Annotated in this window: 21 protein-coding genes; 10 read left to right on the top strand and 11 right to left on the bottom strand. The window is 50.4% G+C overall.

Annotated features, from left to right (window positions below; genetic code table 11):
* Positions 1-36: 36 nt before the first annotated feature.
* From ACJJIT_RS14805 to ACJJIT_RS14780, 6 genes are all read right to left on the bottom strand, one after another.
* Positions 37-600 carry a hypothetical protein gene (locus ACJJIT_RS14805; RefSeq protein ID WP_444898879.1) on the bottom strand — a complete coding sequence of 188 codons (564 nt, stop codon included), beginning with the start codon at positions 598-600 and terminating at the stop codon, positions 37-39.
* A 514-nt stretch (positions 601-1,114) separates the two neighbouring features.
* Positions 1,115-1,738: a suppressor of fused domain protein gene (locus ACJJIT_RS14800; protein ID WP_444898878.1), complete on the bottom strand. Its 624-nt coding sequence runs from the start codon at positions 1,736-1,738 to the stop codon at positions 1,115-1,117.
* Between the two features lie 559 nt (positions 1,739-2,297).
* The gene (locus tag ACJJIT_RS14795) at positions 2,298-5,072 is read right to left on the bottom strand and encodes a valine--tRNA ligase (RefSeq protein WP_444898877.1); all 2,775 of its coding nucleotides are present in this window, start codon (positions 5,070-5,072) and stop codon (positions 2,298-2,300) included.
* A 148-nt stretch (positions 5,073-5,220) separates the two neighbouring features.
* Positions 5,221-6,138 (bottom strand): hypothetical protein, encoded by a 918-nt coding sequence (locus ACJJIT_RS14790; RefSeq protein ID WP_444898876.1) that lies wholly within the window; start codon positions 6,136-6,138, stop codon positions 5,221-5,223.
* Positions 6,139-6,153: 15 nt separating this feature from the next.
* A complete protein-coding gene (locus ACJJIT_RS14785; protein ID WP_252084876.1) occupies positions 6,154-6,585 on the bottom strand; it encodes a DNA polymerase III subunit chi in 432 nt (143 codons plus the stop codon).
* Between the two features lie 89 nt (positions 6,586-6,674).
* Positions 6,675-8,141: a leucyl aminopeptidase gene (locus tag ACJJIT_RS14780; protein ID WP_444885815.1), complete on the bottom strand. Its 1,467-nt coding sequence runs from the start codon at positions 8,139-8,141 to the stop codon at positions 6,675-6,677.
* 187 nt (positions 8,142-8,328) lie between these two features.
* Here ACJJIT_RS14780 and lptF point away from each other — a divergent pair, with 187 nt between their 5' ends.
* Together lptF and lptG are read left to right on the top strand one after the other, a co-directional pair.
* Positions 8,329-9,459 (top strand): LPS export ABC transporter permease LptF, encoded by a 1,131-nt coding sequence (gene lptF, locus ACJJIT_RS14775; RefSeq protein ID WP_444898875.1) that lies wholly within the window; start codon positions 8,329-8,331, stop codon positions 9,457-9,459.
* Complete coding sequence (gene lptG / locus ACJJIT_RS14770; RefSeq protein WP_444885813.1) at positions 9,452-10,513, top strand: LPS export ABC transporter permease LptG; 1,062 nt, start codon at positions 9,452-9,454, stop codon at positions 10,511-10,513. Before lptF ends, lptG begins: the two co-directional genes overlap by 8 nt.
* Before the next feature lie 27 nt (positions 10,514-10,540).
* Here lptG and ACJJIT_RS14765 read toward each other — a convergent pair whose 3' ends face one another.
* The 3 genes from ACJJIT_RS14765 to ACJJIT_RS14755 all read right to left on the bottom strand — a co-directional run bounded on the left by ACJJIT_RS14765 (position 10,541) and on the right by ACJJIT_RS14755 (position 12,702).
* A complete protein-coding gene (locus tag ACJJIT_RS14765; RefSeq protein ID WP_444885812.1) occupies positions 10,541-11,038 on the bottom strand; it encodes an RDD family protein in 498 nt (165 codons plus the stop codon).
* A gap of 76 nt (positions 11,039-11,114) precedes the next feature.
* On the bottom strand, positions 11,115-11,603 hold the full coding sequence (locus tag ACJJIT_RS14760; protein WP_444885811.1) for a hypothetical protein: 489 nt from the start codon (positions 11,601-11,603) through the stop codon (positions 11,115-11,117).
* A gap of 409 nt (positions 11,604-12,012) precedes the next feature.
* Positions 12,013-12,702: a class I SAM-dependent methyltransferase gene (locus ACJJIT_RS14755; RefSeq protein ID WP_444898874.1), complete on the bottom strand. Its 690-nt coding sequence runs from the start codon at positions 12,700-12,702 to the stop codon at positions 12,013-12,015.
* An 83-nt stretch (positions 12,703-12,785) separates the two neighbouring features.
* Between ACJJIT_RS14755 and ACJJIT_RS14750 the strand changes: the two genes are divergently transcribed.
* The 4 genes from ACJJIT_RS14750 (at position 12,786) to ACJJIT_RS14735 (ending at position 16,173) form a co-directional block, all read left to right on the top strand.
* Positions 12,786-14,420: a GMC family oxidoreductase gene (locus ACJJIT_RS14750; RefSeq protein ID WP_444891055.1), complete on the top strand. Its 1,635-nt coding sequence runs from the start codon at positions 12,786-12,788 to the stop codon at positions 14,418-14,420.
* The gene (locus tag ACJJIT_RS14745) at positions 14,417-15,220 is read left to right on the top strand and encodes a putative RNA methyltransferase (protein WP_444885808.1); all 804 of its coding nucleotides are present in this window, start codon (positions 14,417-14,419) and stop codon (positions 15,218-15,220) included. The genes ACJJIT_RS14750 and ACJJIT_RS14745 overlap by 4 nt, the downstream gene beginning before the upstream one ends.
* Positions 15,221-15,293: 73 nt before the next feature.
* Complete coding sequence (gene tadA, locus ACJJIT_RS14740) at positions 15,294-15,749, top strand: tRNA adenosine(34) deaminase TadA (RefSeq protein ID WP_252084885.1); 456 nt, start codon at positions 15,294-15,296, stop codon at positions 15,747-15,749.
* Positions 15,736-16,173 carry a potassium channel family protein gene (locus ACJJIT_RS14735; protein WP_252084886.1) on the top strand — a complete coding sequence of 146 codons (438 nt, stop codon included), beginning with the start codon at positions 15,736-15,738 and terminating at the stop codon, positions 16,171-16,173. Before tadA ends, ACJJIT_RS14735 begins: the two co-directional genes overlap by 14 nt.
* A 176-nt stretch (positions 16,174-16,349) precedes the next feature.
* On the opposite strand, the gene ACJJIT_RS14730 is transcribed toward ACJJIT_RS14735, so the two are convergent.
* On the bottom strand, positions 16,350-17,321 hold the full coding sequence (locus ACJJIT_RS14730; RefSeq protein WP_444888256.1) for a glycosyltransferase family 25 protein: 972 nt from the start codon (positions 17,319-17,321) through the stop codon (positions 16,350-16,352).
* Between the two features lie 523 nt (positions 17,322-17,844).
* Here ACJJIT_RS14730 and ACJJIT_RS14725 point away from each other — a divergent pair.
* Together ACJJIT_RS14725 and ACJJIT_RS14720 are read left to right on the top strand one after the other, a co-directional pair.
* Positions 17,845-19,044, top strand: coding sequence for a multidrug effflux MFS transporter (locus ACJJIT_RS14725; RefSeq protein ID WP_444898873.1), 1,200 nt, complete (start codon positions 17,845-17,847; stop codon positions 19,042-19,044).
* Positions 19,045-19,157: 113 nt separating this feature from the next.
* Positions 19,158-19,802, top strand: coding sequence for an SGNH/GDSL hydrolase family protein (locus ACJJIT_RS14720; RefSeq protein WP_252084889.1), 645 nt, complete (start codon positions 19,158-19,160; stop codon positions 19,800-19,802).
* 73 nt (positions 19,803-19,875) lie between these two features.
* Here the strand turns inward: ACJJIT_RS14720 and ACJJIT_RS14715 are convergent, their stop codons facing one another.
* A complete protein-coding gene (locus tag ACJJIT_RS14715; protein WP_252084890.1) occupies positions 19,876-20,379 on the bottom strand; it encodes a lactoylglutathione lyase family protein in 504 nt (167 codons plus the stop codon).
* 93 nt (positions 20,380-20,472) lie between these two features.
* Here ACJJIT_RS14715 and ACJJIT_RS14710 point away from each other — a divergent pair, with 93 nt between their 5' ends.
* Complete coding sequence (locus ACJJIT_RS14710) at positions 20,473-21,342, top strand: LysR family transcriptional regulator (protein ID WP_444898872.1); 870 nt, start codon at positions 20,473-20,475, stop codon at positions 21,340-21,342.
* A 25-nt stretch (positions 21,343-21,367) separates the two neighbouring features.
* The gene (locus ACJJIT_RS14705; protein ID WP_444898871.1) at positions 21,368-22,207 is read left to right on the top strand and encodes a nucleoside deaminase; all 840 of its coding nucleotides are present in this window, start codon (positions 21,368-21,370) and stop codon (positions 22,205-22,207) included.
* Positions 22,208-22,467: the final 260 nt, after the last annotated feature.

The following is a 22,467-nucleotide window of genomic DNA, read 5'->3' as shown; positions in this document are numbered from 1 at the left end:
GGCCCCTCTTGCCTTGCATTGTTATGCGCCGCTCTTTCATGGCAGATCACCCTTTATTTTGAGCCAATCACTGTAAACACTTGGCAAATGAACCCCCAGGCCAGACAACAATTCGATTGGACCAAGCAGGTTTTTGATAACTCGTAAATTTCGCATTGAATCAATTACAGATTTACCATTACCAGAAGCCATAGCGCCATTAACAGAAATTGCTTCTTGCCTCGCTGATTCAGGCGTATACGCACCGGTACCAGACCTGAACAGTTCGAATATTCTACTAATTGCACGATCACGGTCTATCTTATCACCCTGCCCAGCCTTGATTGCACGCACCAAAAGATACATTTCCTGCGAGGCAAGTGAGCGGCTTTCATTTGGATAGTTTGATTGTAAATGCCGAAGTAACAAAAGTGCGCTGTTTAAAAAATTTAAGCTTACTTTTTCTTCTGAAAATATTCTTGAATATATTGCTGCATAGACGAAAAGAAAATCGTTTACACCACAACTCAAGTGATTATCTGTTACAAGCATAGCTTTAACATAACTATCCACTTGATCAGCCTTACCCGCTTCCAACAGTCTAATAATTTCTTTATCCATATTTAGGCCGGATGAGCTTGCGTATAACGCTCACAACAGTCGTGATTGGATCGGCGGGCGCTTTGTAGGAGCAAAGTGTCCAGTGGGTCAAGCGTACGATGCTTGTGCTGGATATAGGAATTCACATCCTTCCCCCCGTCAAAAAATAGACTAACCACACACCGATGTAGCCAATACAAAGCAAGCCAACAAAAATCACCGTTGAGAATAGAATTGATCGTTTAGCATTGGCAGCACCTTTCACCCCAAAAGCGCTAATAACGAATGCAATTATCTGGACCGGAGCTGAATACAAATAGTAAACAGTGGCCCATGAATCATGTTCGTTGGCACTTGAAAGAAAGAATTGAGTAGCTACGGCGACTAGGAAAACCGGTAGCCAAATAAGTGCTACGAGTCTGATTGGAGTCAAGATCATGATACTGCGAAAGCTCTATTACACCCGTAGCATGGGCGAGGAGCGCAGCGACGTGTCCAGCCGGAAGGGCGTTTATGGCTGCGCTGGTTATATGATTTATACCACACTTTCTCGTTCCTTATTTGTGACCAGACCACCTGTGTTACTAATAAGTTTTTGTTTTATCTCATCAGATGATGTTTCTTTTGCAGCCTCTAATTCTGATGGTGTGATACCCACAACTTGAATAAGGTCGACTGCTCCAGATTTAATGGCAAATTTTTCTGGGAAATTCACAGGGTGAGTAAACATCATCGTTTTTATGGAAGTAGAAAGCGCAAAGGGAACACGGTGCCCATAATAAAGAGGCGGAAAATCGCCCATCTGACCGGAGATGAGAAGTAAATTATAAGCCATTAAGGTTTGTAAGACCCCAATTGCCCAATCCGCCTCTTCGTCTGTTTCCATGACAAACTCTACGCCCAATCCAGAAAACTCTTCTGGTTCCTCAGTCTCCCAAGGGTTGGACATACCAGATGTTACATAAGCCCAGGTATTCCTTGTTTTGGATGGCTGACTCTTGAAAACTCCATGTGTAAACCAGCGAGGATCAACAGCCTTAGCATTCATGCGATCAAAGGTTTCGTTTGATAAAGTATAAATTCCGGGTCCTAGATCACCAAATATTCCCCTGTATATTGTTTCTTCTCGTTCTTTCCAGGAGTCTTCAAGGAAGCTCATACTTTTTCCTTCATATAACATTTATATAGTAATCATTCTGACCACTATTATCATGATTACTATCCTGGAATCAATCTAAGGAATAAGTGCGTAAAAACCTTGAGAGATTAAAAAACTACATAAAAGCCTGAACTCTCGTCCCAAATGCAAAATGATCACTGTGCCCATTATCCTCAATAAATAGACTTTCTCTAACTCACTATGGTACCTAGAGCTTCAATCAATCAGGATCTTTATAAAAAATAACAGCCAACAAGCCGATTGAAAATCATGTTGATTTTTTATCAGGTACTTAGGATGGTTGAAAAATGGAGCAATGTTTGAAGCGTTTTAGTGCGCTTTAGGTCGTATATCACTTCGGTAATACTGATTTTGGAGCGGACAAACCCATAGGCGATGTAGGTAAATTGAGTACCTACTCGGGTTCTGAAGTTGATAGACAATCGAAAGGCACTAGGGCAAGAAGGGGTTGCTTGATTTATATCACAAAAAGAAAAGGGGGCAGAGCCCCCTTTTTTAAATCAGATCCGCTCTTTAATGGAGCGGACTACCAGAACCATTAAAGGTTACTGATTTCCTCAAGTTGCTGTTGCAGACGCTCGTGAGCACCTTTCATTTCTGTAAGCTTGTCCTTTTCCTTGGCAACAACGGCTTCGGGGGCTTTGTCTACAAACTTGGGATTGTTGAGTTTGCCTTCAACTCGTGCGAGTTCTTTGGAAAGTTTATCAATCTCTTTTTGTAGACGGGCGCTCTCGGCTTTAACGTCGATCAGGCCGGCCATGGGTACCAGCAATTCCATATCGCCTACCAGGGCGGTGGCGGAGGCTGGTGCAGCTTCTCCACTTTCCAGCCAGGTGATTTCTTCGAGGCTCGCCAGTTTGATCAGCAGGCTGCGGGCTTGTTCCAGCAGTTCTTGGTCACGGCTGGAACCGCCGCGCAGAATCAGTGGGATTTTCTTCGCTGGGGAAATATTCATTTCACCGCGAATATTACGCACGCCTTCAATAACCTGCTTCAACCAGGCAACGGCCGCTTCCGCTTCATCATCGATCTTGCTGTTATCGGCCTCTGGGTACTGTTGCAGCATAATGGTGTCACCGTTGGAACCGGCGAGGGTTTTTACACGCTGCCAGATTTCTTCAGTGATAAACGGCATCAGCGGGTGGGCCAGACGCAAAATAGTTTCCAGTACGCGGATCAGGGTGCGGCGGGTACCTTTTTTTACTGCGTCGGAGGCGTTGTCGTCCCACAGTACCGGCTTGGACAGTTCCAGGTACCAGCTGCAGTACTCGCTCCAGATAAAGTCGTACAGTGCCTGGGAGGCGAGGTCGAAGCGGTAGGTGTCCATGGCTTCGCGCACGGTGATTTCGGTGCGCTGCAGTTGGGAAATAATCCAGCGGTCGGCGACAGTCAGCTCGAAGTCGCTACTGTTGTCCTGGCCACAGTCCTGTCCTTCACAGTTTTGCAGTACGTAGCGGGAGGCATTCCAAATCTTGTTACAGAAATTGCGGAAGCCTTCAATACGGCCCACGTCAAACTTGATGTCGCGGCCGGTGGATGCCAGGGAGTAGTAGGTGTAGCGCAGGGCATCGGTACCAAAAGCAGAGAAACCTTCGGGGAAGTCCTTGCGGGTTTGCTTTTCAATCTTCTCGCGCAGGTGCGGCACCATCATGCCGGAGGTACGCTTGGCTACCAGGCTCTCCAGGTCGATACCGTCGATCAAGTCGATAGGGTCGATCACGTTGCCCTTGGATTTGGACATCTTCTGGCCGTGGTTGTCGCGCACCAGGCCGTGCACGTACACGGTGTTAAACGGTACTTCCTTTTTGAAGTAGAGGGTCAGCATCATCATGCGCGCGACCCAGAAGAAAATAATATCGAAGCCGGTGACCAGTACGGAGCTGGGGTGGAAGGCTTTCAGCTCTTCGGTATCTTCTGGCCAGCCCAGGGTGCCGAAGGTCCACAGGCCGGAAGAGAACCAGGTGTCGAGTACGTCGTCGTCCTGGCGCAGGCTGATGTCGGCGCCCAGGTTGTGCTTCTCGCGCACTTCTTCTTCGCTGCGGCCAACGTAGACTTTGCCTTCGTTGTCGTACCAGGCGGGGATGCGGTGGCCCCACCACAGCTGGCGGGAGATACACCAGTCCTGGATATCGCGCATCCAGGAGAAGTACATGTTTTCGTAGTTTTTCGGTACGAACTCAACGCGGCCATCTTCAACAGCGGCGATGGCTTCATCGGCCAGGGGCTGGGTTTTTACGTACCATTGATCGGTGAGCCAGGGCTCGATCACGGCGCCGGAGCGGTCTCCGTGAGGTACCTTGAGGGTGTGGGGCTCTACTTTTTCCAGCAGGCCGAGGGCGTCCAGGTCATCGACAATCTGGGTGCGCGCGGCAAAGCGCTCCATGCCCCGGTATTTTTCCGGCACTGCGTCGTTCAGGTGGGCGTCGGCATCGAGGATGTTGATCATCTCGAGGTTGTGGCGCTGGCCCATTTCGTAATCGTTGAAGTCGTGGGCTGGGGTGATTTTTACACAGCCGGTGCCGAATTCACGGTCGACGTATTCGTCGGCAATAATTGGAATTTCGCGATCCGCCAGGGGCAACTTGATGGTCTTGCCAATCAGGTGCTGGTAGCGCTCGTCTTCCGGGTGTACGGCTACGGCGGTATCGCCGAGCATGGTTTCCGGGCGGGTAGTGGCAACTACCAAGTGGCCGGAGCCGTCGGAGAGCGGGTAGCGGAAATGCCACAGGTGACCCTGCTTCTCTTCGTTTAATACTTCGAGGTCTGAGATCGCAGTGTGGAATTTCGGGTCCCAGTTCACCAGGCGCTTGCCGCGATAAATCAGGCCGTCTTCATACAGTTTGATAAAGACTTCCTGCACCGCTTTGTAGAAGCCGTCGTCCATGGTGAAGCGTTCGCGGGACCAGTCTGGGCTGGCACCGAGGCGGCGCAGCTGGCGGGTAATGGTGCCGCCGGACTCTTCCTTCCACTCCCAGACTTTCTCAATAAACTTGTCGCGGCCCAGGTCGTGGCGGGATACGCCTTCGGCGCCCAGCAGGCGCTCTACCACCATCTGGGTGGCGATACCGGCATGGTCGGTGCCCACTTGCCACAGGGTGTTGTCTCCCTGCATGCGGTGGTAGCGAATCAGGGCGTCCATGATGGACTCCTGGAAACCGTGGCCCATATGCAGGCTGCCGGTGACGTTCGGCGGCGGGATCATAATACTGTAGGGCTTGGCCTCAGTATCCCCGGAAGGCTTGAAGTAGCCGTTCTCCTCCCAGGTTTTGTACCACTGCTGTTCGATGGCGTTGGGCTGGTATGTCTTGTCCATGCGGGCGGGAAACCTTGTGTTTAACTGACTGCGTGCACAGCGTTTTGGCTCAGGATAGTCTGGTGCTTGCTCGGGCTGCGCGGAAAAGGCGGCAATTATACCGCCGGGGGTAGGGTGGGCAAAAGGCAGCTGTGGGGCTAAATCGCACTCAGTCCCAGATCTCTAGCTCGTCGACCACTTTTTCTATCTGGGCACGCAACTGTTTTTCCAGTTGAGGAAGCTGTTGGGCTACCAATTCTTCAATCAAATCGTTGCGCTGGCGCTCTTTCTCTGAGGGCTCCAATTTTTCTACTGGCCCCTCCTTTTCTGCAATCGCCTGGGCCATTACCAATGCTTGGGTACGGGTACCCGCGCTGGCGGTTTCTATGGCCTCGGGTTTGGTTTGTGGCTGCCTTTCATGGGATGGAATACGCCCCCCGGTAAGCCGCGAGCGAATATGGGCTGGTAAGAAGGGGTTGTCGGGTGCCGGTACGGGAGCTTCCGCGGCTGCATCCGTTACGGTTGTACGATCCATGTCAGTCCCCTCACTATTCGATTGAGCGTTATTGCCAGGCTGGTCATCATGGTCATGGTCATGGTCATGGTCATGGTCATGGTCATGGTCATGGTCATGGTCATGGTCATGGTCTGACGCTTCCTGGGAAGCCTGCACTTGGGGCTCTGCCGTTGTTTTGCCGGGCAGGTTTTGTAAGGGGCGCAATAGGGCTAGATCTGATTCGGCCAACTGCACTTTATGTTCTTCACCCAGTGTCTCCTCGATAGGGGAAAACAATATGGGCAGGTCCTCCTGCTGCAGCAGTTCCTCTCCCAAGGTGTCATCCATTGGGGAAGGGGAAGGGGCTTCAGGCTCGGTGGATAACAATGGAGGCTCTGTAGGAGGTGCAGCGGTTAGGGTTTTTGGCTCATCCTTCCCCGTTACTTGGCCCGCTACCTGGTTGAGCAGTGGGATTTCATTGAGATCGTCACTGTTGAGTAGGTCGTGCAGTGAGTTCAGCTCATCGAGCAGCTCGCTGGAAGGTTTGCGTGGTTGTCCGCGCTGCTTGTGCTTGTTCTTTCGACCGGACATGGCGGTAGTTAGTGATTACATGCTCTGGTTGATCTTATGGGATTGTAACGGATATCCGCGATCGCGGAAGTGACCAAATCGCGATCGTGAGCGTTGCAGGGCATTGGCTTCTTGAACGACGATCTCGGCGAGACGTTCGAAGCGGCTGAACCAGTTGGGGACTTTGCTGCACAGGTTGATCAGTAGGCCGTGGTGTGCCTGCGGATCTTCACCGCAGTTGATTTCGATGGCTGCCTGCTCGCCATTCGCTTGGTTGGCATGGGGCAGGAAACTGTCTTCACGGAAGGTCCACAACAGTTGGTTGAGTTGCTCGGCACGTTCCTGATTATCCACGGCAAGCAGAACCCGAAGACCGTTGCGATAGGCCTTTTCCGCCAGGCGACAGGCGAAGATATCCGCTTGCTGGGGCTGATCGGAGGAGAGGATGTAAAAGTCGATACGGGTCATGCTGGCTTTTATTTGTACAGAGACGACAACGGCCCGCGAGGGGCCGTTACGGCTGCCGCTCGGGGGCGGCTATTGTGCGCTTTTGCCAGTTATTTTCCCAGCAGGTATTCCACCAGAAGCGGTACCGGACGACCGGTGGCCCCTTTGGCGGCACCGGATTTCCACGCGCTACCGGCGATGTCCATATGTGCCCAAGTGTACTCTTCGGCAAAGCGGGACAAGAAACAGGCGGCGGTTACAGAGCCGGCATCGCGGCCGCCGATGTTTTGCATATCGGCAAAGTTGGAGTCCAGGGCGGGCTGGTACTCATCCCAAAGAGGCATTTGCCAGGCGCGGTCGCCGCTGGTTTCGCCGGCCTTGAGCAGGTCTTGGGCGAGTTCTTCGTTATTGGCATAGAGGCCAGTGGCGTGGTGGCCGAGAGCGATTACACAGGCACCGGTGAGAGTGGCGATATCGATGACCGCGCGCGGCTTGTACTTGCTGGCATAGGTGAGTGCGTCGCAAAGTACCAGGCGGCCTTCGGCGTCGGTGTTCAGAATCTCGATTGTCTTTCCGGACATGGAGGTGACGATATCACCGGGCTTGCTGGCGCGGCCGCTGGGCATATTTTCTGCGGCGGCGACCAGGCCCACCACATTGATAGATGGTTGCAGCTCCACCAGGGCGTTCATCACACCGAAAACACTGGCCGCACCGCCCATATCGTATTTCATTTCATCCATAGCCTGGCCGGGCTTGATGCTGATACCACCGCTATCGAAGGTAATGCCTTTGCCCACCAGCACAATGGGTTTTTCGCTGGTTTTGCCACCCTTGTAGTTCATGGCGATCAGGGCTGGGGGCTGGTCACTGCCTTTTGCTACGCTGAGAAGTGCGCCCATACCAAGCGCTTTCATTTTTTTCTCGTCGAGCACAGTTGTGGAGAGCTTTGTGTGTTTTTTGGCCAGTGTGCGGGCCTGAGCTGCCAGATAGTTGGGTGTACAGATATTGCCAGGCAGATCACCCAGTTCCCGTGCTACATTGCTTCCCAGTGCTTGGCCGGCACCAATCTCCATCCCTTTTTGGATGGTTTTTAGCTGCTTGCGATCAATGGCATGCAGGGTGAACTTGGTGAGAGGGTAGGGTTTGGCATCAGTGAGGCACTGGGTGAAGCGGTAGGTGGCCAGACCTGTGGCCAGCGCAATCTGCTGGGCTTGCCAGGCTTTATCAGCCCCTTTTACTTCGAGCTCGCACAGGTAGCTGGTAGCGTCTTTGAACTTTTTCACCACTGCGGCACTGGCGCTGGCCAGCTTGCGGAACTCTGCCTGGCTGATGTCTCCCTTGCCGGTGCGAACGACCAGCACTCGCTCACTGGGTCCGTCCAGCAGGTCGATTAACTGGGTGCTGCCGGGTTTTACGCCCAGATCACCACGCTTGAGAATTTTGCCAATAGTTCCTTTTGCGAGTTGATCGAGGTTTTTACCGCTGGGGCTTAAGCCATTTTTAGCATCAGCTGAAATAACGGAACAGGCTGCGCGCTGTTTGGAGATATCCGAGACCTTTGCGGAGAACTGCATTTTTCGCTTTCCTTAAAATCTGACAATAGATTGCATAGCTCTGAACCGAGACATAGCAAGAATTTTTAGTGATAATGCGTCGCACAAGTTTAACCTGCTCGTCTATGGATTGCTGTACCTAGTGGGCAACTTGTTCGACTGAAGTCCAATTCATCACACCGCTGTCACCAAGGAATTCGTTCGCCCTGTGATTATTTTCCGCTATCTCTGCCGCGAGCTGCTGTTTGCCACGCTGGCGGTCAGCGCAGTTTTGCTATTAATGGTGATGAGTGGCCGATTTGTGAAATACCTTGCGGAAGCCGCCGCAGGGGACCTTTCGGCTAATATCCTTTTCTCCTTAATGGCCTACCGCTTACCGGGATTCCTGGAATTGATATTGCCATTAGGGTTATTCGTCGGGATTCTTTTGGCCTATGGGCGCCTCTATATAGAGAGCGAAATGACAGTGCTGCACGCCTGTGGTTTCAGCGAATGGCGTTTGCTGTTTTACACCCTGGCACCGGCTCTGGCAGTGGCCTTGTTTGTGGCTTCAATGAGTTTGTACCTCACCCCCGCTGGTGCCGAGCGTTCCAACCTGATGCTCAACGCGGAAAAATCCCGCAATGAGTTTGATCACCTGATACCGAAGAAATTTATATCCACCAGTGGCGGCCAGGCAGTGTATTACGCAGAGGCCCTGAGTGAGGATAAGTCCACCATGCTGGGAGTGTTCCTCGCCGAGTTGAGGGCCACGGAAGCTGAGACTGAGGCGAATCGCCAGGTGGTTACTCGCGCCAAAGAAGGGGTCCAGCAAATCGATCCCGAGACAGGGCTGCGCTACCTGGTACTGCGCGATGGCTACCGTTATGAGGGCGTGCCGGGTGAGCGGGAATACAGGCAGATGTCGTTTTCCAGCTACGAGGTACTAATGGAACCACCACGGTTGCGCAGTCGTTGGCGCGACCAAATTGAGTCGGCCCCTACTACGCAGTTGATTGGCAGTGACAACCCCAGGGAGACGGCCTACCTCTACTGGCGCTTGAGTTTGCCGGTGTTGGTGCTGGTGGTTGCGGTGCTGGCAGTACCGCTATCGCGTACTAATCCCCGCCAGGGACGCTTTATTAAGATGTTCCCCGCGATACTCCTATACCTCATTTACCTGGTGGTTCTGCAGGGGGTTCGCGGAGCTGTAGAGGATGGCAAGTTCGCCAACCCCGCGGTGATATGGTTGGTACACCCGCCCTTCCTACTAATTGGGTTATTGCTTCTGGCGGCGAGAAATTGGCGCCCTAAACCCAAACCATTGCCGGAAGGTGTTAAGGAGTCGGCCGATGTATAAGCTGGATATGTATATTGGCCGCACCATCGCCCTAGCGGTTTTCGTGGTGCTATTGATTATTCTCGGCCTGGATATTATTTCCGCCATTATCGACCAACTGGGAGACCTCAAGCGCGATTACGGCTTTAGCCAGGCAATACAATATGTCATGTGGAGATTGCCGGGGCGTATTTATGAGCAGTTGGGTTTCTCCGCCCTCGTGGGATGTATGGTGGGGCTGGGGACACTGGCCGGCACCAGTGAACTGACCGTTATGCGCGCGGCTGGTGTCTCTATCGGCCGTATTGCCTGGGCGGTAATGAAACCAATCATTCTGTTGATTTTTATCGGTTTGGCCCTGGCGGAGTTTGTGATTCCCAAGACCAATGTAATCGCCGAGAACAACAAAGCACGCGCCCTGGGTGAGCTCGAAGCAAGTGGCCTCGAAAGCGGTTTGTGGCTAAAAGATAGCGGCGAATTTGTGCACTTTAATGCTGCCCTGCCAGATGGTGAACTCTATGGCGTAACCCGTTATCACTTTGCCGATAACCGGGAGCTGCAATGGGTGGAGTTCTCTGAACGGGGGCAGTTTCAGAATGAGCAGTGGCTGCTTAAGAACAGCCGTAGCACCCAGTTCCTGGGGGAAGATACGCAGAGTAAAGACCTGCCAACCAGTGTATGGAAAGCGGAGGTCTCGCCGGAGTTGTTTGCCCTGATCGTGCCGCTGCCCTCGGATCTTTCCCCGCGCAACCTCTGGGATTACGGTACTTACCTGGATCGTAAGGGGGAAGATTCCGGCCGCTACTGGCTGGAGTTTTGGAAGAAAATATTACAACCACTGACCATAGCCAGTTTGGTTATGGTGGCAATTTCTTTCATCTTTGGCCCACTGCGTGAAGTAACCACGGGGTTGAGAGTTTTTACCGGGATTATGGTGGGGATCATCTTCCAAACTGTGCAGGGGATACTCGGCCCCTCTTCATTGGTTTTTGGTTTTCCACCACTGCTGGCTGTACTGCTACCGGTTCTTCTTTGTTTTGGTGCGGGCTGGCTATTACTCAAGCGGGCCCGATAGGGCCCCTTGAGCTTAATTTGTTGGCAGTTACCCTTTTTTCTTCTTTTTGGGTAAAAGGCGCACTTGAGACTCTGAAATCAAGTCGTGCCAAGTAGCCTTGTCGGAGCGGGCCCAGGCGGAAAAGTAGCCGAGGCCCAGGCAGGCGATAGAGAGAGGGGCGACAATGGCTCGCAGGATACATTGGCGCCAAGTAAGCTGTACCCCATCTGGATTCGCCACGATCAAGCGCCACGCGCGCATTCCCACAGTTTGTCCGGCTACCCGCCAGGACCAGAAGAAGTAGCCGGCGATCACCGCTAGAGCGCCCAGTTGATAAATTGGTCCGCCGACACACGGGCTGTAATCCATAGCTGCTGGCTGACAGCTTAACCCACCAAATACCGAGGCCACTGGCAGGGCTATAAAGCCGTACACCATCATCAGTCCCATCAGGATTAACAGGTCGTACATCAGGGCCGCCAAGCGCCGGCCGACGCTGGCGATTGGAAGTTCGGGAAATGAAGAAGGGGTACTTGAGCTGCTCACGGCTATCTCCGCCAAAATCGATTGGCGGAGATTCTAACAAAACTAGGGGAGGGCAAGGGCAAGTCGTCTGCCAGGTCTAAAATTCGTACTCGAAAGAAATCTTGAATTTGTCGTCAGAAAGGTTGATGCCATAATCTACCGAGTTGCCTATCTTGCCCCGGTTGGTGGTGTAACGCAGAAGACTTTTTTGCACCGTGCTCTTGTTGCGCTGCTTGTAGGTATCTAAACCAATCTTAACAATTTTGAATAGTGCCTTACCGCCAGTGGTTGGTCGAAACTCACTGGGGTAGGTATGCATTTGTAGCCACTGGTAGTTGAGGCGGCGTTGCGTACTATTCATGGAATTACTGCGGAGATAATCTGCGGCTTGGAATAGTGCAGCATTGTCCATGGCGAAGGCACTGTCGGAGAAAAACAGGTTCACGGATTGTATATTTAGGGCTTGTTGTGAATCGGGGATAAAAAGTTCGTCCGCAGAGCAGATACAACAGGTGGGAAAAAGCAGTAATCCAACTGTTTTGGGTAAGGATTTGCCCGGTCTGATTCTGAAACTGCAGAGTGCCATTCTATCTACCCCAGGTGTTGCATCTCATTTCGGAAGGCCGCAAGCGGTCGTTGAATTTATTATGGGATACCCACCTCGAAGCGTTTTCCCATAGAAAATAGGCGGCTTCTGCTACTTCACTTACTGGACAGTCGCAAATTGTCGGAAACATCCCTGAAAGCCGCATGGATTGGACCCTTTTCCATTTTTGTCCAAGCAGTCCTAGCTGTGATCAGGTGAGCGCCAATGTTTTTTTATTATTTTTTTGATATTGGTGCGCCATGGTTGATGAAAAAACGGTCTTGCTTTGAGCGCCGTATTTGAGAGGAGCTTGTGGGTTTTCAGTAGACTTGAGCGCGAAAGTGTCGCTAAAAGCGACTACGCTGATAACCGGGCATTCAAAAACTGGCGCCAGTAACTGCTTTAGGGGTTAAGGGCAAACTTGTCCTGCCAGGATTAATGAGGCAGGTTTTCCTGTGGTTGGGTTGAGGGGTTCTTGCAGGGTGGTGAGCATCAATCCATGTTCGATGAATAATTGGGTCCAGCTTGATAGCGTACGGAAATACCAGGGCGCTGCCTCCTGAAAATCACCGTCTATACCTTGCCAGGAACCCGGTCGCCATCCATCCAGGTACTTTTCATCGCCACAGGAGAGTAGGGGATGTAAAGTTTGGAGGAGTAGATAACCTTGTGGGTTGAGCAGGGAGCAAGCCCTGTGAAAAATGGCATTGGTGGCTTCCTCCCCAATCAGAGAGAAGTTGCATACAATCAAATCAAATTTACGCTCAAATGCCTGCGGATCTAGCTCTTCATAACAAACGGTACGGAATTGTTGCCGTTCTTGCCCTCGGCGCTTGGCTTCATTAATTAACTCGTCCACGCCATCAATCCCCCAGACATCCATGCCCTCTGCTGCCAGGCGGCGGGATAGCCATCCTTCACCACAGCCAATATCCAGCACGCTGGAGGGATTATGCGCAAGGACAGACTCAAAAATTGCCTGGTCGGTGATCAGCCTGCGGCTGGGTATTGCTCCCCGGTCCACCACCTTCACCCACTCGCCGGCATTATTGTGCCAGCTGCGTAGGACTTTATTGTCACTAAATTCGCAATCCCTCATCTTTGCGTCCCTTCATCTCTGTAATTTTGACGAGGTTGAGTGTACCGTCGAGGAAAATCCAGCTGCAAAGGTGCTGAGGTCCCATGTCCACTCAAATGGTGTTTGATTATGTGATCGTAGGTGCCGGCTCTGCCGGCTGTGTATTGGCCAACCGGCTGAGTGCTGATGAGCAGCATCGTGTTTGCCTGCTCGAGGCAGGGCCCCCGGATCGCAGTCCGTTGATATCCATGCCCCTGGGTATCGGGATGTTGATGTCAGGCACAGACTATAACCTCCACCATTACACGGAACCACAGCAAAGCCTGAACAAGCGTCGATTGTTCTGGCCGAGAGGCCGCACCCTCGGTGGCAGTAGCGCGATTAATGCGATGGTTTATATCCGTGGTCAAAGTGAAGACTATGATGCCTGGGAAGCCGCAGGTAATGCAGGCTGGGGATGGCGTAGTTTATTGCCTTACTTTCTTCTCTCGGAGGGCAATGAGCGTGGCAGTGATGCGCACCATAGTGGCTATGGACCGCTCACGGTAAGTGATCTGAAATGGAAAACTGAGTCTGGGCAGGCTTTCCTGCGCGCAGCTCAGTCTGCTGGACACCGGGCAAACAGTGATTTTAATGGCAGCCAGCAGAATGGAGTGGGCTTTTACCAGGTAACACAGCGCAGAGGTCGGCGGTGCTCTGCTGCTGCAGCCTATTTACATCCGATAAAAAAGCGCCCCAATTTACGAGTACTCACGCGTAGTCCAGTTGCTCGGCTGATATTGAGAGGTGACAGGGCTGTGGGGGTGGAATTGCTCAATGGTAAAAAAATATTGGCCAATAAGGAGGTATTACTCTGCGCAGGCGCAATACAGACCCCGCACTTACTATTACTCTCAGGCATTGGCCCACAAGAGGAGCTGCGTAAGTTTGATATTCTGCCGCAGAACCACCTGCCAGGGGTGGGTAAAAACCTCCAGGACCACCTCGATATCTCTCAAGTGGTGGAGACCTCAGACCCAATCACTTTTTCGAATGACTTGTGGGCGAGAGTGAAGCACGCCATGCGTGCGCCTGAATGGTTCTTCCTGAATCGGGGCCCATTGACCAGTAATGTTGCCGAAGCGGGGGGATTCGCGAGTTCAACCTTGGCCAACGGCCGCCCGGACATACAATTCCACTTCACGGCAGTGCCATCCTTTGAACACGGTTTCAATAAACAGTCGGGGTATGGCTACACCTTGCATGCATGTGCATTGCGTCCCAAAAGCCGGGGTGAAATAACTCTCAATACAGAGGATCCCAAGGCCCTGCCGAGTATCCAACCCAATTATCTTAGCGAGCCCGAAGATATGCAGGTGATGCTGGAGTCATTCGAAATGGCTCGGGACATCATCCACCAGGAAGATTTACAACGCTACCAGAAGCGCCTCTGGCTGCCGGAGCATAAGCTCAGCAGCAAGGCTTCCATCAAACACTATATTCGTCAGCATGCCGAGACAATTTATCACCCGGTGGGCACTTGTAAAATGGGCAATGATGATCTCGCAGTAGTCGACGCGGAGTTAAAAGTACATGGAGTAGATGGACTGAGGGTTGTGGACGCCTCCATAATGCCGGCCCTGGTCAGCGGTAATACCAATGCACCGGTGATCGCAATTGCGGAGAAGGCAGCGGATCTTATTTTACAGCGCACCCCTCCCTCAATGATGAAGAATACACAAGTTCAGGAAGTTGAATGATTTGGCAATGTCCCCTCTGCGCAACGCCATTGACGCTGGGTAAAGATACCTGGCACTGCAGTAACCGGCACAGTTTTGATCGCGCGCGGGAGGGTTACGTTAATTTGTTACCCGTCTATCGCAAGCGGCGCAAGGACCCGGGAGATTCCACAGAAATGCTGCATGCCCGTCGCCGCTTTCTCAAGGCGGGCTATTATCGCCCACTAGTGGACACGATTACCGCGCTGCTGCCCTACCAGTCTGGGCGCCGGCTTTTGGATATCGGTTGTGGCGAAGGTTACTATTTACGCCAGTTGGAGTCTGCCGGATGGCACGGCCATGCGTTGGCCGGGGTAGATATTTCCAAGTCAGGTGTCCGTATGGCGGCTAAAGCCGACAGTGGTGCTCAGTTTGTTGTATCCAGCAATACCAACCTGCCAGTGGCTTCAAATAGCGTGGATCACCTCTTACGTATTTTTGCGCCTGCACCGGATACTGAGATGCTTAGGGTAATAAAGGAGGGGGGGCATTTGCTGGATGTTTCTCCCGGTCCGGATCACTTGTGGAGTTTGAAGGGACACCTCTACCGGGAGCCTCGTAAACACCCAGCCCCAAAATTGATTGAGGGGCTGTATCCCGAGGTCGATTTACGCTGCTGTTTTCCTTTTGAATTGCGCGGGCACGAAGCGATTGCAGATTTTCTCGCGATGACGCCTTTTGCCTGGAAGGGCAATCGAGAGGCTCGCGCGGAGCTTGAAGGGCAGGAAAGCCTGGTTCTCGAGGCGGATTTTATTGTTCGTCGTTTCATCAAGAGAAAATAATCTAGTAGAAATGACAGCGAAATACTTTGTGTATGCGTTGGTACTCCCTGTAGTAGAGGTCTAAGAAAGAGTTATGGCGACACCTAAAGACTATGCGTTTATGCGCAGAGCCCTGGAATTAGCCGAGCTTGCCGCAGAGCGGGGAGAGGTACCGGTTGGGGCCGTATTGGTGCGGGAAGGTAAAATCATTGGCGAGGGCAGTAATCGCCCTATTGGTAACTGTGACCCCAGCGCTCATGCGGAAATTGTCGCATTGCGTCACGCGGCGGAGGCAGAGCAAAACTACCGCCTGCCAAATACCACGCTTTACGTCACCATCGAGCCCTGCACTATGTGTTTTGGAACCTTGATGCATGCGCGTGTTGGTCGTTTGGTTTTTGGTGCCAAAGAGCCACGTGCCGGCGTGGTGGAAAGCCAGCTGAAGCTTGGTGAAGCTGGTTTCTTCAATCACAAAATTTCTGTGGAGTCTGGTGTGATGGCTGAAGAGGCCGGGAGGCTGGTGCGCGAGTTTTTCCATGATCGACGCTGAATTGGCTTTTGCATTTGCGGTGAACAGCATCATTGTTGCTATTGTGGTGCTGATTCATCATGAAGTCCTCAATGCTTTGGTGCACCTGGGGCGCTGGCTACCGGTGCGGCACAACTTTGCCATAGTGCTGGGGGTGTTTGGTGCCCTTTTGGCTCACGTAGCGGAAATCTGGCTCTTTGCCTATGGCTATTACTTTATGGTGAATTCGCCTTACTTCGGCACACTAGAAGGTAATTTCAACGGCAGCCTGCTTGATTGTGCGTATTTCTCATTTACCACTTATACCTCCCTTGGCTTTGGCGATATTGAGCCTTTGGGGCATCTACGCTTCACTGCTGGCTTAGAGGCTTTAACGGGGTTGGTCATGATTACCTGGACGGCCTCTTTCATGTTTTTAAAAATGCAGCGCTATTGGGATATCTAGGGAGCCACTGAATAATTCCATAAGATCTATGCGGGCCTTGTGGAGTGTTCACACTATGCGTTGTGCTCTCTTGAAAGGTCTTAGATATTTGTGCAAAGCCACTTTTTGATAGAGAACGGCTCTGAAACCCAGAGGCATCACGGAATTATTCAGAGGCGCCCTGGTTATCTCTTGAATTAGAGTTTCATTCGGGCAGTGCGCCCTGGGCGTTTCTTTGGTTTCTCTGCTGGGTAAAAATCGCCTTTAAAACGATATAGGTAGCTATGTCTTTCAATACTGCGCCACAGCTTGCCAAAAGGGTGTAGCCAATACAGCCAACGGGCCACCTTGGCCTTGTGGACGTTAGATTTTTCGATACTGGAAATGTGTTCGGTTTCCCATAGTAGATGGGGCTCGATACCATAAAGCTTCAGATCAAACTGCCAAAAGTGATCAAAGACCTTATCGATAGGCTCGAAAATCCGCCTGGCATACCTCAGAACCTTTTCCATTCCACAGCGATTGATCAAATAACCCTGGGCCCCGCACCAACCCCGCTCTGGGCGAACTAGCTTGTGCACACCATCATTGAGGGATCGGATGATCTTGCGCTTGCGTACTTTCAGGCCCATCAAACGGATCATTTCCACTTCTGGGGGCAATCGCTCCAGCTCCGCCAATACTCTGGCAAAGTCACCTTCCACTTGAACGTCATCCTCAAGGATACATACCCTTTGTAGACCAGCCTGATAAGCCTGACGAATAGCGCGAAGGTGAGCCAGATAACAACCAATCTCAGAACTTTTCAGCTCACACAAGTGACGCCAACGCGTGATGGCGTTACAGAGAACCTCATCGTCCTCAAGCTTGGGTATACCATTGCGCCCTTCAACGCCAGCGACTTGGCTGGCACGAAGGCGCTGAGATTTTAGGGTTCCCAGTAACCGATTTACAGTTTCGCCCTCTGGATACATTGTGATTACCCAGCAGGGCGTGTGGGCAATAAACAAAGGGGTTTTTTGCTGCCGCCGGTTGAGTGCCGGCCGAGTGCGCAAAGGAATTTGTGGGGCAAAGCGGTGGCGAGAGCGCAGGGGCAAACGTTCGGCTTTTGCAGCCGCTAATGACCAACTGGGTACAGAGTGATTCCTGCGGCGTTTTTCTAGTGCCACAATTTCTGATTTCTCTGTGAACGGATAAAACCACCGATAGGAAACTGCAGTCTGGCTAGTGAGATATAGGATTCGAACATATTTCTACCCCATCATCAGGAGGGCTAAACAGGGTCAATAGGGGAGCGGACGCATAATTTCATCTATTTTTACCTAACCCCCAGCGTCTTGAACGCTATCCTCCTAGATCATTGCCATCCAAAATTTTGCCTTGGCTAATCTTAATGTCCGACTATCCAGTCGGTATAGGCTTTTAGGAAATGGTCAGTACTTCTGGGCGATAGAGCTTTTAGTTGCCACTGAATAACTGTGGGAATTGGGGAGTAAAAAGATTGCGAGGTTGAGCCGACTTTTGGGCTGTAAACGTTTGTGTTCGCATTTCTTATACCTAGGCAGGTATTCTGTACTGCAAGAGCGCTAGCTTGAATGAAATAAGAGAATTTACTCTGGAAGCATCAGGTTATTTCCTGATAGCGACATTTCGATTTTTTTGTATTTCCGAGCCTGATTTATTGGACATTCTATGAAGTTGAATTTTATTAAGATGGCACTCATTCTAGGCTTATTGAGCTGTGTTGGGCCTGTTGCTATTGATATGTATCTGCCGGCCCTACCGGATATCGCCCAGGATTTGGGAGCCCCTATAGAGGCTGCTCAGTACACCCTGATATCTTACTTTGTTGCTTTTGGGGTATGCCAACTATTTTATGGCCCCGCTTCGGACATGTTTGGTAGAAAGCCACCGCTGTATTTTGGATTGGTTCTTTTTACCTTGGCTTCTATTGGTTGTGCTCTGGCGCCCTCAATAGAGGCGCTGATCGCTCTAAGGTTTTTACAGGGCATTGGTGCCGCTTCGGTGATGTCGATCCCCAGGGCTGTGATTCGAGATTATTACACTGGTACCCAGGCCACTCGCTTAATGACTACGGTGATGTTGGTTATTTCTATATCGCCGATGCTCGCCCCGCTGATAGGCAGTACCTTGATAGTCCCTTTTGGGTGGCGCAGTGTATTTTTACTGATTGCTCTGCTGACCCTGGCCAGCTTATTGCTGGCAGTAACCAGCTTGCCGGAGACCTTACATCATCATCACCGTGTACCATTTCGTTTAAATGCCATGCTTGGCGCTTTCTCGACATTGCTGCGCGACCCTGTGTATGTGGGTCTGACTAGCATCGGTGGTTTGGGTATCGCCAGCTTTTTTTCTTTCCTTGCCACGGCCTCTTTCCTGTACACCGATTTTTATGGGCTGACACCAACGGAGTTCAGCCTTGCTTTTGCCTTAAATGCGCTGGGTTTCTTTATCTCTAGTCAGTTTGCTGCAAACCTGGGGGCCCGTTTTGGTTCAGTGGCGGTGGTGAAGTGGGCTACTGCTGGTTTTGCCATCAGCTCTCTGGTGATGTGTATGGTTGTGTTTTGGGGTAATGATCAATTTTTATTACTGGTGGCAATGTTGTTGACCTGTAATATATTCCTTGGGCTGGTTATTCCCACTTCCATGGTGTTATCTCTTGAAGAACATGGCCCCATTGCTGGTACTGCCGCAGCCCTGGGTGGCGCTTTACAAATGTTGCTCGGAGCATTGGCTATTGTTTTAACCAGTCTGGTTTTTGATGGCACGCCTTTGCCGTTAACGGCAGCTATTGCTGTTTGTGGTGTCAGTTCGTTGATTATTTCACGTCTAACTTTGCGGGGAATAGCGCATTTGGCGGTGCCATACTAGAGTTTAATTTTAGCTTGGGCTTAAATTTCCTAAGGAGTTGGCCCCTTTGTCCATAAAGTTCGGGAATCTCTTTGTAAGTGAGTTCCCCAAATATAAGGAAGGAGGTCGGCAAGATGGATAATATTCTGGTTTATTCCGATAGTGTTTCCTGGGGCATCATTCCGGATACGCGACAGCGCATGACATTTGCCCAGCGTTGGCCTGGAGTTATGGAGTTCCACTTAAACGAAAATAAGCATAATGTACGAGTGATTGAAAATTGCCTGAATGGTCGCAAGACCGTTTGGGACGATCCATTTCGTGAGGGCCGGCGGGGTGTTGAGGGATTGGCACAGGTGATTGAAATGCATTCCCCATTGCATTGTGTAATCCTAATGTTGGGCACCAATGATTTCCAGGATACTCACGATAATAAAGCCAGTATGTCTGCCCAGGGGGTGGCTAAGCTAGTCTCCGTAATTCGCAGTGCACCTATCGAGCCTGGTATGCCAGTACCTAAGGTTCTAATTGTTGCTCCCTTAACGATCAACAATCCTTGCGGCATTATTGGCTATAAATTTGCTGGTGCGAAAAAACGCTGTGAAGGTTTCCCGCAGGAGCTGGAAAAAGTCTCTAACGATCTGGGGACCTTATTTCTGGATGCAAATAGGTGGGTCAAAGTCAGTGAACGGGATGGTATTCATTTAGACGAGGATCAACACTCGGTTCTAGGCAAGGTGATTGCCGATTTCCTCTCAGACAATAAAGTCTTGCACTAGAAATACAAACTGCCAGCGATCAACCAAATGCTGATTATGGCACCGGAAGTACCGGTGCCGGTTCACTTTAGAATCAGTTGTAGGCACCGCTACTATAAATCAGTTCGTAACTGTGGCTGTATATTTCCAGAATATTGCCAAACGGATCTTCCATATAAATCATGCGATATGGCTTTTCTCCTGGATAGTAATATCTGGGTTTTGGCATACGTTTTTTGCCCCCAGCTGCGACAATTTTCTCTGCCAGTTCTTCCAGGTTCGGGTCCTGAACACAGAAGTGGAATACACCGGTTTTCCAGTATTCGAAATTATCCTTGGGGTTTTCCTGGTTGGGAAACTGGAATAGCTCCACACCGATACGATCGCCGGTGGAAAGGTGAGCGATGCGGAAACTACCCCACTTGGCTCCAAAGACATCGGTACACATCTCACCAATGGCGCTGTGATCTTCACTGATTTCCGTTGGTGGCATAATCAGGTACCAGCCCATGACCTCTGTGTAGAACTTAACGGCAGCTTCCAAATCTGGCACTGAAATACCGATATGAGAAAAGTTTCTCGGATAAACACTCTTCATTAGTCACTCTCCAACAATTACTTTCGCATAAGTTACTGTGCCCAGATCATTACGTATAATTATGATTTGTGATTTTTTTGAGTAAATTTTGTAATGATTAATCCTGTGTGGCTGCGTAGTTTCTGTACTTTGGTGGAGCAGGATGGCTTTACCAAAACGGCGCAGCACCTGCATATGACCCAATCTGGCGTTAGTCAACACTTACGCCGCCTGGAAGACTTCCTTGGGTTGGCGCTGATTCATCGGCAGGGGAAACAATTCACCCTGACCGAGGCAGGCGAAAAGCTATACCTAGAGGCTCAAGATATCGTCGAATCCCTCTCTACACTGGGTCAACGACTTGGCGAAGATCCAGCTTATGAGGGACAAGTGAGTATTCAATCCCCAGGTAGTGTGGGTCTAAAGCTCTATCCAAAATTACTGGACCTGCAAAGAGAATACCCGAAACTGACCATAGACTATCGTTTTGCTCCTAATCAGGCTGTGGAAGAATCCATACTTGGATATAAGGCAGACATTGGGTTTGTAACTAATCCGTCAACAATAGCGGAGATAGCGAGTCAGCCAGTAGGCAGTGAAGAATTACTGCTTGTGACCCCTGCGTCAGTCAAGAAGTTGAGTTGGAGGGTGCTGCTAGAGTTGGGTTATATCGGTCACCCTGATGGTGCTCATCAAGCGGGCTTGTTACTGGGGGCAAATTTCTCAGAATTCCAGCATGTAGATATGTTTAAACTCAAGGGATTTTGTAACCAAATTGGCCTGATCTTGGAACCGGTCAGTATGGGCTTGGGTTTTACGGTATTACCCGCTCATGCAGTCAATGCCTTTCATAATTTTACGCAAATTAAGCCTCATCGCTTGGCGAACTCTATCACTGAGACTTTATTTCTAATTACACGTCGCCACAAGGCGTTACCGGCGCGGGTAAAAACTGTGGTTGCTTTAGCTAGGGAGTGGCTTTAAACCGTTAGAATACTTCGGACATTTTATGTTGCGTTTTATTTGCTGGTTATATTTTGGGATTATTGCCATGGGTGCTCAGGCTGAGTTGCCGCCCAGCTCAGTTGTTCAGCAGGAGAAAGACGAGATACTAATGCTGCTTGCTTACTCGGTAGCTTACCTTGATTGGGTGGAGCCAAAAGAAAAACAGAAGCGCGGCTACAATATTGCGGCAGTCCTGTATGACAATGTGCAGGAAAAAATTATAGGAGTACAGCGCAATTCAGTTGGTTTGTGTCGAGATAAAACCCAACATGCTGAAGTGCGATTAATGCAGCAATGTATCGGCAGTAAATGTAGAGGGAAAGAGACTAATTACCTTAATGATACTACGATCTACAGCACTCTGGAGCCCTGTATGATGTGTGGAGGTATGATGATTTTTCTTGAGGTCTCTAGAGTTATATATGGCCAATCAGATCCGGATTTTGGGAAGAATATAGAAAGGCTGAAGCAGAGTTTTAAGTCTGATTGTAGATATAAATTTGAGTCGAAACCGTATGTGGAAAATGTTTGTAAAATAGATATTCCTGCAAATTATCGAGCTAGAAATATTTCTTCAGAGCCATCTAGTTTACTTCAGAGGGCTCAGCTTGAAGGGGCGTTTTACAATCATCGCTTGTTGTTTAGTAGCACGATTACAGATTTTCTGATGAGTGCTGAAGCGAAGAATATTTATCGTGCTGCTTACCAGCGGCTTATGGGTTTTAAGCCTAAATATCAGGCTAACAATAATCTTCTGCTGGAGAGCCAAAAGCAATTGAAGCAATTAGAAAGTGCTCCAGGAGATATAGATCGGTGTTTAGTGGGGGAGATACATCGCCACTAATTTTGTTAAATGTGAGCCTTTAGATTTTGGGGCGATTGATTTGCTTCTAGATGGCTTATTTTGTTTGATTCGATTTATGAAGATGCTGACGTTCTCCAGAGTTTCAAAAATAGAAGATTGATCCCAGGTCCACTCTTAAAATTTCAGTTGTGAAAGCATGATCTAAAAGGTTCCATAGGAGTTGTTGGAGAATAGATAGTTGAATTTCTGGGGGCGAGCAATATAGATCGAATGACATCTATATGCTCGCTGGCAGTATT

The organism is Microbulbifer mixtoriginis (SeqCode) (assembly GCF_052467515.1).
Note: the sequence above shows the minus strand (reverse complement) of the source record. Positions and strands in the feature narration are given on the sequence as shown.